General features: G+C 58.0%; 17 protein-coding genes. 8 read left to right on the top strand and 9 right to left on the bottom strand.

Annotation, left to right across the window (positions count from 1 at the left end):
* The first annotated feature begins 111 nt into the window (after positions 1-111).
* Together BLU63_RS12830 and BLU63_RS12825 are read left to right on the top strand one after the other, a co-directional pair.
* Positions 112-780 carry a polysaccharide lyase family 7 protein gene (locus tag BLU63_RS12830; protein WP_077747256.1) on the top strand — a complete coding sequence of 223 codons (669 nt, stop codon included), beginning with the start codon at positions 112-114 and terminating at the stop codon, positions 778-780.
* 426 nt (positions 781-1,206) lie between these two features.
* A complete protein-coding gene (locus BLU63_RS12825; protein WP_083375593.1) occupies positions 1,207-1,500 on the top strand; it encodes a fructose-bisphosphate aldolase in 294 nt (97 codons plus the stop codon).
* A gap of 106 nt (positions 1,501-1,606) precedes the next feature.
* Here BLU63_RS12825 and BLU63_RS12820 read toward each other — a convergent pair whose 3' ends face one another.
* Entirely contained in the window at positions 1,607-1,852 is a 246-nt protein-coding gene (locus BLU63_RS12820; protein ID WP_077747254.1) for a hypothetical protein, read from the bottom strand.
* A gap of 293 nt (positions 1,853-2,145) precedes the next feature.
* On the opposite strand from BLU63_RS12820, the gene BLU63_RS12815 reads away from it, so the two are divergent.
* Complete coding sequence (locus tag BLU63_RS12815; protein ID WP_083375592.1) at positions 2,146-2,868, top strand: transposase; 723 nt, start codon at positions 2,146-2,148, stop codon at positions 2,866-2,868.
* 95 nt (positions 2,869-2,963) lie between these two features.
* On the opposite strand, the gene BLU63_RS12810 is transcribed toward BLU63_RS12815, so the two are convergent.
* From BLU63_RS12810 to tkt, 7 genes are all read right to left on the bottom strand, one after another.
* A complete protein-coding gene (locus BLU63_RS12810; RefSeq protein WP_083375591.1) occupies positions 2,964-3,290 on the bottom strand; it encodes a hypothetical protein in 327 nt (108 codons plus the stop codon).
* A gap of 340 nt (positions 3,291-3,630) precedes the next feature.
* Positions 3,631-4,695: a class II fructose-bisphosphate aldolase gene (gene fba, locus BLU63_RS12805; protein WP_008081027.1), complete on the bottom strand. Its 1,065-nt coding sequence runs from the start codon at positions 4,693-4,695 to the stop codon at positions 3,631-3,633.
* Between the two features lie 252 nt (positions 4,696-4,947).
* Positions 4,948-5,280: an MliC family protein gene (locus tag BLU63_RS12800; protein ID WP_077747251.1), complete on the bottom strand. Its 333-nt coding sequence runs from the start codon at positions 5,278-5,280 to the stop codon at positions 4,948-4,950.
* A 56-nt stretch (positions 5,281-5,336) separates the two neighbouring features.
* Complete coding sequence (locus BLU63_RS12795; RefSeq protein ID WP_010466937.1) at positions 5,337-5,558, bottom strand: hypothetical protein; 222 nt, start codon at positions 5,556-5,558, stop codon at positions 5,337-5,339.
* Positions 5,559-5,592: 34 nt separating this feature from the next.
* Complete coding sequence (locus BLU63_RS12790) at positions 5,593-6,756, bottom strand: phosphoglycerate kinase (protein WP_077747250.1); 1,164 nt, start codon at positions 6,754-6,756, stop codon at positions 5,593-5,595.
* 17 nt (positions 6,757-6,773) lie between these two features.
* On the bottom strand, positions 6,774-7,826 hold the full coding sequence (epd, locus tag BLU63_RS12785) for an erythrose-4-phosphate dehydrogenase (protein WP_010466935.1): 1,053 nt from the start codon (positions 7,824-7,826) through the stop codon (positions 6,774-6,776).
* 159 nt (positions 7,827-7,985) lie between these two features.
* Positions 7,986-9,983: a transketolase gene (tkt, locus tag BLU63_RS12780; RefSeq protein ID WP_010466934.1), complete on the bottom strand. Its 1,998-nt coding sequence runs from the start codon at positions 9,981-9,983 to the stop codon at positions 7,986-7,988.
* A gap of 273 nt (positions 9,984-10,256) precedes the next feature.
* Between tkt and BLU63_RS12775 the strand changes: the two genes are divergently transcribed.
* From BLU63_RS12775 to BLU63_RS12760, 4 genes are all read left to right on the top strand, one after another.
* A complete protein-coding gene (locus BLU63_RS12775) occupies positions 10,257-11,252 on the top strand; it encodes an ArsR/SmtB family transcription factor (protein WP_010466932.1) in 996 nt (331 codons plus the stop codon).
* 18 nt (positions 11,253-11,270) lie between these two features.
* Positions 11,271-12,461, top strand: coding sequence for a methionine adenosyltransferase (metK, locus tag BLU63_RS12770; RefSeq protein WP_010466931.1), 1,191 nt, complete (start codon positions 11,271-11,273; stop codon positions 12,459-12,461).
* 238 nt (positions 12,462-12,699) lie between these two features.
* A complete protein-coding gene (gene ligB, locus BLU63_RS12765; protein WP_083375590.1) occupies positions 12,700-14,373 on the top strand; it encodes an NAD-dependent DNA ligase LigB in 1,674 nt (557 codons plus the stop codon).
* A gap of 96 nt (positions 14,374-14,469) precedes the next feature.
* Complete coding sequence (locus BLU63_RS12760) at positions 14,470-14,865, top strand: DUF1090 domain-containing protein (protein ID WP_010466929.1); 396 nt, start codon at positions 14,470-14,472, stop codon at positions 14,863-14,865.
* Positions 14,866-14,943: 78 nt separating this feature from the next.
* Here the strand turns inward: BLU63_RS12760 and BLU63_RS12755 are convergent, their stop codons facing one another.
* Complete coding sequence (locus tag BLU63_RS12755; RefSeq protein ID WP_042932506.1) at positions 14,944-15,393, bottom strand: c-type cytochrome; 450 nt, start codon at positions 15,391-15,393, stop codon at positions 14,944-14,946.
* Between the two features lie 128 nt (positions 15,394-15,521).
* Here BLU63_RS12755 and mltA point away from each other — a divergent pair, with 128 nt between their 5' ends.
* Complete coding sequence (gene mltA / locus BLU63_RS12750) at positions 15,522-16,706, top strand: murein transglycosylase A (RefSeq protein ID WP_083375589.1); 1,185 nt, start codon at positions 15,522-15,524, stop codon at positions 16,704-16,706.
* Positions 16,707-16,798 lie beyond the last annotated feature (92 nt).

Below are 16,798 nucleotides of genomic sequence, written 5' to 3'. Positions count from 1 at the left end.
ATTTTCGCATTAACAAATTGAACTTCTACGCTTATAAGGATGGCCCCCAAGGCGCGCGCCAGAGCTTCTGGCACGGGCGTGCAGCAAAAAAAATCGTGGAAGCTTTTGACTATGATCGATCTCGCAACCTGGAACCTTAGTGTTCCTGTCGGCAGTCCGCCGTACACCGTTGACACCCCCAAACTGGTGAACGGCTTCAAGGATCAATACTTCCACTCCGACACCGGCACCCTGTTTTTCTGGTCCCCGGTCACCGGCTCCAAAACTGCAAATGCAAAATACCCCCGCACCGAACTGCGCGAAACCTACAGCAACGGCACCCTGAAAAACTGGCTCTACCCGGACGCCGACAACTCCCTGCGCGCCACCCTCGCAGTCAACCAGGTACCGAGCACGGGCAAAATCGTCATCGGCCAGATCCACGCCTATGAAAGCCAAAAACCCATGGTGAAGCTCGAGTATCAGTACAAGACCAGCACGCAATCGGGCAACATCGTCGCCAAGGTGCGCATGCGCCCGGATGACGACGAAGGCCGGATCATCACCATCGCCACCGGGGTGAAACTTGACCGGGAGTTCTCCTACCTCATCCACCTGAGCCCGGGCGGCGCGCTGGGCATCAGTGCGGCGGGGTATCAGTGGGACACCGACATCAGCGCGACGTGGCGGGACAAGCCGCTGTATTTCAAGGCCGGGGTCTATGTGCAAGACCACACCGGGTACACCAGCGAAGGTGGGAAAGTGACGTTCAGCAAGTTGGATATTGATCACGATAAGTAAGAACACCTCTGCCCCTGTAGCAGTTGTCGAGCAACGCGAGGCTGCGTTCGAGGATGAAGTCCTCTCAATCTCGACAGCTGCTACATCGTCCGAAAAACGCGTAGGACGCCTCTGACTGTGGCGAGGGAGCTTGCTCCCGCTGGGCTACGAAGTAGCCCCAAATCCTGCCACCTGATTCCCACAGACACACCACGCCACCGATTCACGGCGCCCACGTCGCCGAATGGGAACGAGTGCCCTTGCCACAATGACCGCATACACGTCCTACAGCCCGGTTGCGGCTACCCGAATCGCTGTCCTCTAAAGTTGGCCTGTCGCTGACATTGTTAGCGATAGGGTTTCGCAGCCCTGACGATACGTGTAGTAACCTAGCGCCTCGAAAAAAGGGGCACGTAAACGCTCGTCCTCCTTTGTTATGGTGGCTGTGTGTGGGAGACCTTCGGGTCTGCCGGGTTCCTCGTATCCTCGGTCTGCGAACCCGACTACCCCGTCCTGCTCATCGACAACGACGCCCCATTACGCGAACTCCACAACTGCGTCAGCGAACGCCTCAACGCCGTCCTCAAATATTTGAATCTGATGGCGTGCACCGGCCTGCCGGACTACGCCGAGAACGACATCAACACCGTCACCAACATTGCCCGGATCATGGTTCAGGACGTCGCCGACGTTTTTGGGGTCATTGAACAGCGCGGATTTGATACACCTAAGCAGCAGTAAAAATCAGGCAATAAAAACCCGCACCACTGCGGGTTTTTACTTAAATCAAGATAAAAATCATGGCGGACCGAAATACTCACAGCCGGCCCGCAGCGCGCCCTGACTTTCATCTCGCTTTTGCTGTTATCTGCGGAACACGCAGGTCCTTTATAGTTCCTCCTAAGATCTCTTTATCATGACCAGTGCCAACCAACGTCAACTTCAGCTTATTATCTTCATACGAAACAAAAACACCTGACAATGTGGTGCCATCTTTCAGAGTTACATCAATCCGCTCCCCGCCATTCAGCAAACTCAATCGAGCCGGAATAGAAAGTTGAGTATTACTCCCGCCAAATTTACTATTTTCCATGACCCTGCTCTCCTTCAATAATAGTAAAAAGAAACCGACCAGCCTTATGTTTCAAAGAAAGGGGGCAGATTTATTTAACACCTCCCTTCCTTTTCTCTCGGTTACGCATTAAACAATAGGCGGCAGCCAGCATTAAATCACCTGTAATAAATGACAGTTTTTTATACATTTTTGCGATAACGGAGTTAACTAAAAAGCAAGCGACAACTCGAAGCAAACAAAGGGGACAGATTTATTTAATCGATTATTTGCTGCTATGCTTCACCCATCACTACAAGGACGTAGGAGGCTATATGCCCAGAATGGGACGAGTTGTTTTACCCAATTATCCGCATCATGTCGTGCAACGAGGCCACAATAGGCAGGTAGTGTTTGCCGAGCCGGGCGACTTCCAACGCTATCTCGACGACCTCCGAGAGCTCAAAACGCTATACGACGTTAAAGTCTATGCCTTCTGCTTGATGACCAATCATGTCCATCTACTACTCGCACCAGGTAACTCCGTTGCGAGTCTCGGACAATTGATGAAAGGCCTGGCAGGCCGCATGACGCGCTATCGCAACAAGCTGGAAGGACGCTCCGGAACCTTGTGGGAGAGTCGATACAAATCCAGCGTGGTTCAATCCGATACCTATTTGCTGGCTTGTATTCGATACATCGAGCTAAATCCGGCGCGAGCGCAAATGGTACAGCGTGCACAGGATTACCCTTGGTCGAGTCTGCACCTTCGCCTCAACGAAGCAGCCGGAAATCATTGGCTTGATGAAGATCTTTGCTTTACCGAACTGGGCAACACTCACGCCGAGCGCCTTGCCCGCTATACCTCATTTATGGAACAAACGATTCCTTCCGCAGAGTTGCAGTTGATCAGAGGCGCCCTTCAGCGCGGACAGCTGACGGGCAATCCCCGATTCACAGATGAGATTGAAAAAATCACCGGTTTGCGAATCTCACATCGAGTTCAAGGCAGACCTGCAAAACGACTCGAACAGAAGAACGCCGGGGACGATTACTAAATAAATCTGTCCCCTTTAAGTTAAAGAAAACGACTTTCAGAGAGCAAACAAAGGGACGGTCAAATAGATCCGCCCCCTTTTTTTCAGATCTTCATTTATGCTGTCTTTCCAAGACTTGCACTAAACACCGTGGCACCGCCGCCAAAATACGAAACAGTACCTTGCAGCAGTGAATAAGTTTTATCAGGCGACATTAATTTCATCTCATAACTCGGAGAGTCGTCACGAGATGCCAATACCAGATTAATAACAACCTTTGTATTGGGCTGACTCATATAATAAAAATTACCCCTTACATCATAGACCTTCCCCGCATACTCATATGTTCCGCCATTTATAATATCACGACTAGCATCTGAGTCTGTGATCTTCAGAATAGCTTTGGTGTCACCATCTCCGCCTTCGTATGCTCCATTCAACATTATATTAATCTCCATAATTGCAAATCAACAGAGCTAGCGAAATGAGTTCATTCACATCGCTTGCCCCTTGGATACGGCATATGAACGATATATCAAAATAACTTGCGGATCACCTGTAACAAATTACAGTTATTTATACAATTTCGAAATAACAAAAAGCGCGAAACACATGCTATCGCAACAATACCAAGACAACGCGACCACTTAGGAACTATTCCAAAAATCAAGCTCGTACAAGATAAACATTATCGAGACAGAAAAATCGAATCAATTACGACTTCCTTACAAGCAAAAAACCCGCCTCTCGGCGGGTTTCTTATGCGACTCAAACGCTAAAAACTTAGTTAACCTTAGCGTTCAACTCACCCTTCAAATACCGCTGGTACATCGCTTCCAACGAGATCGGCTTGATCTTCGAAGCGTTGCCAGCGGTACCGAATGCTTCGTAACGAGCGATACACACATCACGCATGGCAGTCACAGTCGCGCCGAAGAACTTGCGCGGATCGAACTCGCTCGGGTTGGTCGCCATCAACCGACGCATCGCACCGGTGGAAGCCAAACGCAGGTCAGTATCGATATTGACCTTACGCACGCCGTGCTTGATGCCTTCAACGATCTCTTCAACCGGCACGCCGTAGGTTTCTTTGATGTCGCCGCCGTACTGGTTGATGATCGCCAGCCACTCTTGCGGAACCGAAGAAGAACCGTGCATCACCAAGTGGGTGTTCGGGATGCGCTTGTGGATTTCTTTGATGCGGTCGATGGCCAGCACGTCGCCGGTAGGTGGCTTGGTGAATTTGTACGCGCCGTGGCTGGTGCCGATGGCGATGGCCAGGGCGTCGACCTGGGTGCGCTTGACGAAGTCAGCGGCTTCTTCCGGGTCGGTCAGCATCTGGCTGTGATCCAGAACGCCTTCGGCGCCGATGCCGTCTTCTTCACCGGCCATGCCGGTTTCCAGCGAACCCAGGCAGCCCAGCTCGCCTTCTACCGAGACGCCGCAGGCGTGAGCCATGGCCACGGTTTGTTGGGTGACACGGACGTTGTAGTCGTAGTCGGTCGGGGTCTTGCCGTCTTCGCCCAGGGAACCGTCCATCATTACCGAGCTGAAGCCCAGCTGGATGGAGCGCTGGCAGACGTCAGGGCTGGTGCCGTGGTCCTGGTGCATGCACACCGGGATGTGCGGGAATTCTTCGATGGCGGCCAGGATCAGGTGACGCAGGAACGGTGCGCCGGCGTATTTGCGAGCACCGGCCGAGGCCTGGACGATCACCGGGGAGTCAGTCTTGTCAGCGGCTTCCATGATGGCGCGCATCTGCTCAAGGTTGTTGACGTTGAAGGCTGGAACGCCGTAGCCGAACTCGGCTGCGTGGTCCAGCATCTGGCGCATGCTGATAAGTGCCATTGTGTGTGTCTCTCCCGGTTTGGGTCGTTAATCGTGCCAGCCTGCCGGAGCGGCGGCGGCTATTCAAGTTATTGCAGATCGGGGGTTGGCCCGGGCTGCGAATTCGGTGTTGCCTGAATCTCTACAAGCCATCGAATTCCCGTAGGAGCGAAGCTTGCTCGCGAAAGCGGTTTAACTGGCACCCCATGTGTTGAATGTGATGACGTCTTCGCGAGCAAGCTTCGCTCCTACAGGTTTCGCACAGGCCTTCAATTACTGCGCTTTACAACCGCGGCCAATCAAATCATTGGTGGCGACCCAGTACACCAGGCCTTCCTCACCTTTTACGTGAAACGCCAGCATGTCGTTGCTGTACAGCGAACCTTCGGCGCCCGGTTCAAGCTTCAAGCGGTAGACCTGATCGGCCCCGCCGAGGCGCACGTCGACTTCCTTGCGGCTGTCGTCGGTGTAGCGCCAGAGCACTTTGGCCTGGCTGTCGCAGGTCCAGGTGGTCCAGTTGTCCGTCGATTCGGCAGGCTTGAACAGGTTGAAATTCGAGCAACCGGCCAGCAATGCCAACGCCGTAACGGCGATAAAACCTTTCATCCATGTTCCTCGACTGACGGCGCACGCCGCCAGCCCTGAGTAAAGTGTCTGACCCGTCAAGGGCAACCATGTTCCTTGGCCGGGGTCTGGGTCTCGTATTTCTCCAGGCCATCAGGCCCGGAACGCTTGTTGATCACCGGGTTGGTTTCCGCTTGCCAGTCGGCCTGGTAGCAGCCTTTTTCCACTGACTGCGGCGCAGGTTCCGGCTTGGCTTTCGGGTTACTCCCGCAAGCCACCAGCATACCCGCGGCGATCAACAGCGCTAATGGCTTGACCATGAGAACACTCCTTTGCGTGGCCAAATGAATGACCTCAGCCCTTGGCCCGGCTTTCCAGGACTTCAACGGCAGGCAAGACCTTGCCTTCCACGAACTCAAGGAACGCGCCGCCGCCGGTAGAAATGTAGGAGATCTGGTCGGCAACGCCATATTTATCGATGGCAGCCAGGGTGTCGCCGCCGCCAGCGATGGAGAACGCCGAGCTTTCCGCGATGGCCTGGGCCAGCACTTTGGTGCCGTTACCGAACTGGTCAAATTCGAACACGCCCACCGGGCCGTTCCACAGGATGGTCTTGGACGACTTCAGCAGCTCGGCGAAATTCGCCGCGGTCTGCGGGCCGATGTCCAGGATCATGTCGTCGGCGGCCACGTCAGCAATCAGCTTGACGGTGGCGGTCGCGCTTTCAGCGAATTCCTTGGCCACCACGACATCGACCGGCAGCGGCACGCTGACCTTGGCGGCGATGGCGCGAGCGGTGTCCAGCAGGTCCGGCTCGTACAGCGACTTGCCGACCGGGTGACCGGCAGCGGCCAGGAAGGTGTTGGCGATACCGCCGCCGACAATCAGCTGGTTGCAGATCTGGCTCAGGCTGTTCAGGACGTCGAGTTTGGTCGAGACCTTGGAGCCGGCAACGATGGCAGCCATCGGCTGGGCCGGGGCGCCAAGGGCTTTGCCCAGTGCGTCCAGCTCAGCAGCCAGCAGCGGGCCAGCGGCGGCGACTTTGGCGAACTTGGCCACGCCATGGGTCGAACCCTCGGCGCGGTGAGCGGTGCCGAAGGCGTCCATCACGAACACATCGCACAGGGCGGCGTATTGCTGGGCCAGTTCGTCAGCGTTCTTTTTCTCGCCTTTGTTGAAGCGCACGTTTTCGAACAGCACGATGTCGCCCGCTTTCACGTCAACGCCGCCCAGGTAATCGGCGACCAGCGGCACTTCGCGGCCCAGGGCCTTGCTCAGGTAGTCAGCGACTGGCTTGAGGCTGTTCTCGGCTGAGAATTCGCCTTCGGTCGGACGACCAAGGTGCGAGCAGACCATCACGGCCGCGCCTTTTTCCAGGGCCAGCTTGATGGTCGGCAGCGAAGCCAGGATTCGCGCATCGCTGGTGACAACACCGTCCTTGACTGGGACGTTGAGGTCTTCGCGGATCAGTACGCGCTTACCTTGCAGATCGAGGTCGGTCATCTTCAACACGGTCATGGGTCGCAATTCCTGGGTTACTGTTTTTTGGAAATAGCTGTTTGCAGATAGTGTTCTGCAACGTCCAGCATTCGGTTGGCAAAACCCCATTCGTTGTCGAACCAGGCCAGGATGTTCACCAGCCGTGGGCCGGAAACTCGGGTCTGACTGGCATCGACGATGGCAGAATGTGGGTCATGGTTGAAATCACAGCTTGCATGGGGAAGCTCGGTGTAGGCCAGAAGGCCTTTGAGCGGGCCGCTGGTGGCAGCCTCGCGCAGAATCCGGTTGACCTCGGTGGCGTCGGTGTCGCTGACGGTCTGCATCGTAATGTCGAGGCAAGACACGTTAACCGTCGGCACCCGCACGGCTTTGGCCTGAATTCGCCCGGCAAGTTCCGGCAGCAGGCGTTCGATGCCACGTGCCAGACCAGTGGACACCGGAATCACCGACTGGAACGCCGAACGCGTGCGGCGCAGGTCTTCGTGATGATAGGCGTCGATGACCGGCTGATCGTTCATTGCCGAGTGAATGGTGGTGATCGACACGTATTCCAGACCAATGGCCTGATCCAGCAGACGCAACAGCGGAACGCCGCAGTTGGTGGTGCAGGACGCGTTGGACACCAGCAGCTCGTCGCCGGTCAGGCAATCCTGGTTTACGCCGTAGACGATGGTGGCGTCGACATCCGCCTCACTGGCCATCGGCTGGGAAAACAGCACGCGGGGTGCGCCGGCGTCGAGGAAACGCTGGCCATCGGCACGCGTGTGGTAAGCGCCGGAGCACTCCAGCACCAGATCGACGCCCAGGGACGCCCAATCGATGCCTTCGGGGGTGGCACTGCGCAGGACTTTCACGCAGTCACCATTAATATGCAGACAATCGCCCTCTACTCGCACTTCGCCGGGAAAGCGCCCGTGAGTGGAGTCGAAGCGTGTCAGGTATTCGATGCTGGCCATGTCAGCCAGATCGTTGATCGCAACAATTTCAAACCCGGCCGCCGAGCCTCGCTCAAACAACGCACGCAAGACGCAACGACCAATCCGGCCGTAGCCGTTGAGTGCAACTTTGTAAGGACGCGGTTGAGGCATGGGGTTCTCGATGAAGCTTGGGAATGAGGTTGCCAGGACTGCCGCCTTCGCGGGCAAGCCCGCTCCTACAGGTCTTCAGTTGTCTTGAAAACAACGCGACCCCTTGTAGGAGCGAGGCTTGCCCGCGAAGACTTCAGCCCCGATAACGCTACTTCTGGATCAGTCTTCCAGCAGCTCTTCAGCCTGACCCAGGATGTTTTCCAGGGTAAAGCCGAACTCTTCGAACAAGGCAGGCGCAGGCGCCGACTCGCCGTAGGTGGTCATGCCGATCACGCGGCCTTCCAGGCCCACGTACTTGTACCAGTAGTCCGCGTGCGCGGCTTCGATGGCGATACGGGCGCTGACTTGCAACGGCAGAACCGCTTGCTTGTAGCCGGCGTCCTGGGCATCGAACACGCTGGTGCACGGCATCGAAACAACACGCACCTTGCGACCTTGCTCGGTCAGCTTGTCGTAGGCCTGAACCGCCAGACCGACTTCCGAACCGGTGGAGATCAGGATCAGCTCAGGCTCGCCTGCACAGTCCTTCAACACGTAACCGCCACGGGCGATATCAGCGATCTGCAGCGCGCTGCGTTCCTGATGCTGCAGGTTCTGACGCGAGAAGATCAGCGCCGAAGGGCCGTCCTTGCGCTCGATGGCCTGTTTCCAGCAAACGGCCGATTCAACGGCATCGGCTGGACGCCAGGTGTCGAGGTTCGGTGTGCTGCGCAGGCTGGTCAGTTGCTCGATCGGCTGGTGAGTCGGGCCGTCTTCGCCCAGGCCGATGGAGTCGTGGGTGTAGACGAACACCACGCGCTTCTTCATCAGCGAAGCCATGCGCACGGCGTTGCGGGCGTATTCCATGAACATCAGGAAGGTGGCGCCGTAAGGCACCAGACCGCCGTGCAGGGCCACGCCGTTCATGATCGCGCTCATGCCGAATTCGCGAACGCCGTAGTACATGTAGTTGCCGCTGGCGTCTTCAGCCGAAACACCTTTGCAACCTTTCCACAGGGTCAGGTTGGAACCGGCCAGGTCAGCGGAGCCGCCGAGCAGTTCAGGCAACAGCGGGCCGTAGGCATTCAGTGCGTTCTGGCTGGCTTTACGGCTGGCGATGGTCTCGCCCTTGGCCGCAACTTCAGCGATGTAAGCCGAGGCTTTTTCCGCGAAGTCTTCTGGCAGATCGCCGCCCAGGCGACGGACCAGTTCGTTGGCCAGCTCAGGGAAAGCCGCAGAGTAGGCAGCGAAACGCTGATCCCACTCGGCTTCGACCGCGCGGCCAGCTTCCTTGGCGTCCCACTCGGCATAGATGTCAGCCGGGATTTCGAACGGACCGTGGTTCCATTTCAGCGCGGCACGGGTCAAGGCGATTTCCGCGTCACCCAATGGGGCGCCGTGGCAGTCTTCTTTACCTTGCTTGTTCGGCGAACCGAAACCGATGGTGGTCTTGCAGCAGATCAGGGTTGGCTGATCGCTTTTACGCGCGGTTTCGATCGCGGTCTTGATCTCTTCCGGATCATGACCGTCGACGTTGCGGATCACCTGCCAGTTGTAGGCTTCGAAACGCTTAGGCGTGTCGTCGGTGAACCAGCCTTCGACTTCGCCATCGATGGAGATGCCGTTGTCGTCGTAGAAGGCGATCAGCTTGCCCAGGCCCAATGTACCGGCCAGGGAGCCAACTTCGTGGGAAATGCCTTCCATCATGCAGCCATCACCCAGGAACACGTAGGTGTGGTGATCGACAACATTGTGGCCAGGACGGTTGAACTGCGCCGCCAGGACTTTTTCAGCCAGGGCGAAACCGACGGCGTTGGCCAAGCCTTGGCCCAGAGGACCGGTGGTGGTTTCAACGCCCGGGGTGTAGCCGAATTCCGGGTGACCCGGGGTGCGGCTGTGCAGTTGGCGGAAATTTTTCAGGTCATCGATCGACAGGTCGTAGCCGGTCAGGTGCAGCAGCGAGTAGATCAACATCGAGCCGTGACCGTTGGACAGCACGAAGCGGTCACGGTCGGCGAACGATGGATTGCTCGGGTTGTGCTTCAGGTAGTCACGCCAAAGTACTTCGGCGATATCCGCCATACCCATCGGGGCACCGGGATGGCCGCTGTTGGCTTTTTGCACGGCATCCATGCTGAGGGCACGAATGGCGTTGGCACGCTCACGACGGCTGGGCATCGCTGTTCTCCTGCGGGTTCTGTATCGAGAGTGAATAAAACGAAACGGAAAAAAGGCGAGCATTTTCCCTCACCCACCCGCCTCGGGGCAATGACAGATAGTCATCTGGAGGCGTTTTTCCAATTGTTAACAGCGGTTTCGACTGATGAAACCTTTCTGCAGTTCGTTTGTTGACTGAACCTAACGTCTGGAAGTGCCATCTATCGACCAATATCAAAACTTTTTGATATTGCCCTTGCGGTGATTTCTGAGCGTCACTAGACTGCTGGCCTTATGAATTTACGCGTGCCTTCCATTCAACATGACGATTGCGATGAGCTGGCGGCCCTGTGCAAGGCCGGCGGTGATCCTCTGCGGCTGAATGTATTGCGCGCGCTGGCCAACGATTCGTTTGGCGTACTGGAACTGGCGCAGATCTTCGGTATCGGTCAGTCCGGCATGAGCCACCACCTCAAGGTCCTGGCCCAGGCCGACCTGGTGGCGACCCGCCGTGAAGGCAACGCGATTTTCTACCGTCGCGCCCTGCCCCACACCGACCTGCTGGGCGGCAAGCTGCACGCCGCCTTGCTCGAAGAAGTGGACAACCTGACGTTGCCGGCCGATGTGCAGTCGCGGATCGCTCAGGTCCATGGACAACGAGCGGCGGCCAGCCAGGACTTTTTCTCACGGGTGGCGGAGAAGTTTCGTGCCCAGCAAGACTTGATCGCCGGCCTGCCGCAATACCGCGAAAGCGTGGTGGCGCTGCTCGACAAGCTGAGTTTCAGAGACGGCGCGACGGCCATTGAAGTCGGCCCCGGCGACGGTGAATTCTTGCCGGAACTGGCGCGCCGCTTCACAGAGGTCACGGCGCTGGACAACAGCCCGGCGATGCTCGAACTGGCGCGCCAGGTCTGCGAACGTGAAACGCTGGCTAACGTCAGCCTGCAACTGGCCGATGCATTGAATGGCGTGAGCCTCAAGGCCGATTGCGTTGTACTGAACATGGTGCTGCACCATTTCGCCGCGCCGGCCGAAGCACTCAAGCACATGGCCGACTTGCTGCAACCGGGCGGTAGCCTGCTCGTGACAGAGTTATGTAGCCACAACCAGAGTTGGGCCAGGGAGGCCTGCGGTGATCTGTGGTTGGGGTTTGAACAGGACGATTTGGCCCGTTGGGCCACCGCTGCGGGACTCGTTCCCGGGGAAAGCCTCTATGTAGGCTTACGTAATGGTTTCCAGATCCAGGTCCGCCATTTTCAGCGACCGGCTGGCGACACTCACCATCGGTAAATTCAGGAAAAAATCGAGATGAGCGAATACTCCCTCTTCACCTCCGAGTCCGTGTCCGAAGGGCACCCGGACAAAATCGCCGACCAGATTTCCGATGCGGTGCTGGACGCCATCATTGCTGAAGACAAGTTCGCCCGCGTAGCGTGCGAAACCCTGGTTAAAACCGGCGTGGCAATCATCGCAGGTGAAGTCACCACGTCGGCCTGGGTCGACCTGGAAGAGATCGTGCGTAACGTCATTCTGGACATCGGCTACAACAGCTCCGATGTCGGCTTCGACGGTGCCACTTGCGGCGTGATGAACATCATCGGCAAGCAGTCCCCTGACATCAACCAGGGTGTCGACCGTGCCAAGCCTGAAGATCAGGGCGCTGGCGACCAGGGCCTGATGTTCGGCTACGCCAGCAACGAAACCGACGTGCTGATGCCAGCACCGATCACCTTCTCGCACCAGCTTGTGCAGCGCCAGGCCGAAGCCCGTAAATCCGGCCTGCTGCCTTGGCTGCGCCCGGACGCCAAGTCGCAAGTGACTTGCCGTTACGAAGGCGGCAAGGTCGTCGGTATCGACGCCGTTGTACTGTCGACCCAGCACAACCCTGAAGTGTCGTACAAAGACCTGCGCGAAGGCGTGATGGAGCTGATCGTCAAGCACGTGTTGCCTGCCGAACTACTGACCAAAGACACCCAGTTCCACATCAACCCGACTGGCCAGTTCATCATTGGCGGCCCGGTGGGTGACTGCGGCCTGACCGGTCGCAAAATCATCGTCGACAGCTACGGCGGCATGGCCCGTCACGGCGGCGGCGCGTTCTCCGGCAAGGATCCATCGAAGGTTGACCGTTCGGCAGCCTACGCCGGTCGTTACGTGGCCAAGAACATCGTTGCGGCCGGCCTGGCCGAGCGTTGCGAGATTCAGGTTTCCTACGCGATCGGTGTTGCCCAGCCGACTTCGATCTCGTTGAACACCTTCGGCACCGGCAAGATCAGCGACGACAAGATCGTCAAACTGGTTCGCGAAATCTTCGACCTGCGTCCATACGCGATCACCACCATGCTCGACCTGCTGCACCCGATGTACCAGGAAACCGCTGCGTACGGCCACTTCGGTCGCACCCCGGCAACCAAGACTGTGGGTGAAGACACCTTCACCACGTTCACCTGGGAAAAGACCGACCGCGCCGACGACCTGCGTACTGCAGCCGGCTTGTAAGACTTTCCTGGCGGTACCAAAAGCCCCGCACGGTTCGCCGTGCGGGGCTTTTTATTGGTTTCGCTTTACACCGGATCGCCCCCATCGCGAGCAGGCTCGCTCCCACATTAGTCCTGTCATGCGCCAGCTTTGCCCTCACTGAAGATCCAGCCCGGAAACACCAGGCAAAACACCCACTCCTTCCTAAAAAAAATACTGACTAACCTTCAAGCATCCCCCCTGAGCAAGGACGCTCACGATGCTTCTGCGCCTGTTTTCCGCTTTGTTCCTGACCCTGCTTTGCCTGAGCTCGAACGCTGCCGACTGCCCCGACTGGTCACCCGCCCGCGCCCTGGACGAAATCACTGCCCTGCAAAAACAGATCGATTTCTGGGATGACAACTATCACCGCCATGGACGCTCGCTGGTCGCCGATGAAATCTATGATCAATCCCGCGCGCGATTGAGCGAATGGCGTGAGTGCTTTGATTTGAGTCTGGCGCCCGACCCCTTGCGCACGGCGGGCGGCAAGATGGCCCACCCCATCGCTCACACCGGCCTGGAAAAACTGCGTGATGGCGGAGCAGTCGAGCATTGGCTACGCGAGCGCAATGACATCTGGATACAACCCAAGGTCGACGGCGTGGCCGTGACGCTGATCTATCGCAACGGCTCGCTGCATCAGGCGATCAGCCGCGGTGACGGCGTCAATGGCCAGGACTGGACCGCCTCGGCCCGACAGATTGCGGCCATTCCCCGGCATCTGCCGCAACCATTGGATGTGCTGGTGCAAGGCGAACTCTACTGGCGCCTGAACGACCATGTGCAAGCCAAGGCAGGCAGCCTCAACGCCCGCTCCACGGTGGCCGGGTTGATGGCCCGCAAAGAGCTGACCGCCGAGCAGGCAGGTGGTATCGGGTTGTTTGTCTGGGATTGGCCGCAGGGTCCGGCAAGCCTGCCGGCGCGCGTGGCGGCTCTCGATGAAATGGGTTTTCCGGGCACGGCGCCCTACAGTCAGCCGATCAAGGTGTTTGCCGACGCTGAACGATGGCGCGATCACTGGTATCGCACGCCACTGCCCTTCGCCAGTGACGGCGTCGTTTTGCGTCAGAGCCAGCGACCACCGGCCGAACGCTGGCAGGCGCGCCCCTCCTTCTGGAGCGTTGCCTGGAAGTATCCGTTCGCCCAGGCACTGGCCGAAGTGCGCAAGGTCCACTTCAAGATTGGTCGCACAGGGCGGATTACTCCGGTGCTGGACCTGACGCCGGTGAAGCTGGATGACCGACAGATCAAACGGGTAAGCGTCAGCTCCCTGCGACGCTGGGAAGAGCTGGATGTCCGCCCTGGGGATCAGGTGTCCATCAGCCTGGCGGGACTGACCATTCCAAGGCTCGATGGCGTCGTGCTGCGCAGTACCGAACGCACTGAATTAAACGTGCCATCGGCAGCAAACTTTCACCATTTGAGTTGCTGGCAACCGACATCAGGCTGCGAGAGCCAATTCCTCGCGCGCCTGACCTGGCTCAGCGGCAAGCAAGGACTGGCTTTGCCCCATCTCGGCCCTGGCACCTGGGAGAAACTTTTCGAAACAGGCCGCCTCGACAGCCTGTTGGATTGGTTGACCCTCGATGCTCAAGAGCTTGCTAACATTGATGGCTTCGGCGAACGCAGCGCGGCTCGTCTTCTAAACAGCTTCAACAGCGCCCGGCAACGCCCTTTCGCTCGCTGGCTCAAAGCCTTGGGGTTGCCGCCGACCGGCCAGGCACGGCTTGCCGATTCATGGCAGGAACTGGCGAATAGAAGCACCGAACAATGGCAGGCAGAAGCAGGTATCGGCCCGGGACGCGCAGCGCAATTGAGCGCCTTTTTCCGCGACCCGCACGTCCTGGCACTGAGTCAAACATTACGTATGGCCGGGATTGACGGCTTTTAAACACCGAGCCCCCGGCAGCCCGGGAACCCAAAGGGGCCGACGGGCTCAAACGCCCATCGCCACATCGACCCGATTGTCTTCGCACTTGGAGCTTTTATGAAATTTCTTTCACCACTCGCCTTGCTGACCCTTTGCAGCGTGATGGCCGCTCCCCTGATGGCCGCCGAAGAAGCCCCGGGGCTGACCGGCTGCGCCGCCAAGAAACAGGGGATCATCAATCAGATCGAACTGGCCAAATCCCACGGCAATGCTGAACAGCAGGCTGGCCTCGAAACGGCCCTGAGCGAAGTCACCACCCATTGCACCGACGCCTCGCTGAAGAAAGAACGGGAAAACAAGGTGCTCGATGCCAAGCATGAAGTCAGCCAGCGCCAGGCCGATCTGGACAAGGCCATGAAGAAAGGCGATCCGGACAAGATCAACAAGCGCAAAGACAAACTTGCCGAGTCCCGAAAGGAATTGCAGAACGCGCTCGACGAGTTGGACAAGTAACCCCCGAATTGAGCGAGGGAGCTTTTGTGACGAGGGGCTTGTCGGAACGCCCCCCTCGCCACAGGAATGCATTGCCAATCAATGATCCCGAAACTCTTTATGGCAGGCACTACAGGCATCTTCGACTTTCTGCACCGCCGGGCCCAGGTTACTGGCCTTGTAAGGCTGAACCTTGCTGGCAATCACCAATTCACCGGTGGCGGCTTCAAGGGTGCGGGCCATGTCCTGGAAGCGTGCCTGCTGCTGCCACACATTGTCCTTGGCGCTGCTGTGATCTTCTTCACGCACTTGCGGGAAATGTTTCCAAGGCTCACGGGACAAGGTGTCGAGTTTCACGGCGCCTTCGGCAAATTTCGGACCGTCGAACGGGATACGACCACGCAACATACCGCCCAGGTCTTCACCGGTCTTGAGCATCTGTTTGAAGATCGCCTTGCGTTGTCCCAGCGGCGAATTCGGATCAACGCCACCGCAGGCAGACAAGGTCAGGCAGGCCAGCAATACAACAGAAAGTCTTTTAAGAGTCATGGTGGCTTCAGGTCACGGGAAACGGCGGCCAGTATCCTCGTGTCATCGGCAAAGACCAATAGCCCTATTATCAATACGGGTTGTTTGAGCGCATGGAGCACTCAGGCAACCGACAAAGGAATTACTCCATGAAAAGCCGTTTCAAGGCATGGCGTCACCACCTCGTGTGGACTCTTCCAATGGTGGCCGTGCTCGCCGGCTGCACCGGCGGCGATAAAGACACCCCTAAAACCCACGCCCTGGCGACCTACTCCAGTACCAGCTGGGAAGCATTGCCGGCGGTGTCCGACACCGACCTGGTCGCCGGCTTCGGCTCGTGGCGTAGCGCCTGCACCCGACTCAAGGCCGACCCGGTCTGGGGATCGACCTGCGCAGCTTCCGCCAATGTGCCGCAGACCGCCAGCGACATTCGCGGCTTCCTCAAGCAGAACCTCGACGTCTACGGCCTGCGCGCCGCCAATGACAATCCCAACGGTTTGATCACCGGCTATTACGAGCCGGTCTACCCGGGCAGCCTGACCCAGACCGAAGTGGCGAACATTCCGGTGTACGGCGTGCCCGAGGACATGATCATTGTCTCGCTGGACAGCATCTACCCGGAACTCAAAGGCAAACGCCTGCGCGGACGCCTCGAAGGTCGCGTGCTCAAGCCTTACGACGATGCGGCAACGATTGAGACCAATGGGGTAAAGGCGCCAGTGGTTGCGTGGCTGACCGACCCGATGAACCTGCAATTTCTGCAAATCCAGGGTTCGGGTCGCATCCAGCTCGACGACGGCCGCCAACTGCGCATTGCCTATGCTGACCAGAACGGCCATCCCTATCGCCCCATCGGGCGCTGGCTGGTGGAGCAAGGCGAGTTGAAGAAGGAAGACGTGACCATGGGCGCCATCAGCACGTGGGCAAAAGCCAATCCGTCGCGCATTCCGGAACTGCTGGGCAGCAACCCCAGTTACGTGTTCTTCACTCGCAACCCGGACAGCAACGAAGGGCCACGCGGCTCGCTGAACGTTCCGCTGACGGCCGGTTACAGCGCGGCAGTGGACCGCAAAGTCATTCCGCTGGGCAGCCTGTTGTGGTTATCCACGACAAAACCGGACGGTACTGCACTGATACGGCCCGTGGCGGCGCAAGACACTGGCGGCGCGATTGCCGGCGAAGTGCGTGCGGATCTGTTCTGGGGCACTGGCGAGGCGGCCGGGCAATTGGCCGGGGACATGAAACAGCAAGGGCAGATCTGGATGCTCTGGCCTAAAGGCGCGGCGTTGCCGCAAGTGCCGCAGGTTGCCGATGCGGCGAAGGCCAACCCGTAAGCCTTGTATTTGCAGTTAGATAGTCATCGCGAGCAGGCTCGTTCCCACAGTAGATCTCGGTTGTACACAGCATTTGTGTTCACTGAAGATCA

The organism is Pseudomonas mandelii (assembly GCF_900106065.1).
GTDB classification, from domain to species: domain Bacteria; phylum Pseudomonadota; class Gammaproteobacteria; order Pseudomonadales; family Pseudomonadaceae; genus Aquipseudomonas; species Aquipseudomonas mandelii.
This window is presented reverse-complemented; position numbering and strand designations above follow the sequence as displayed.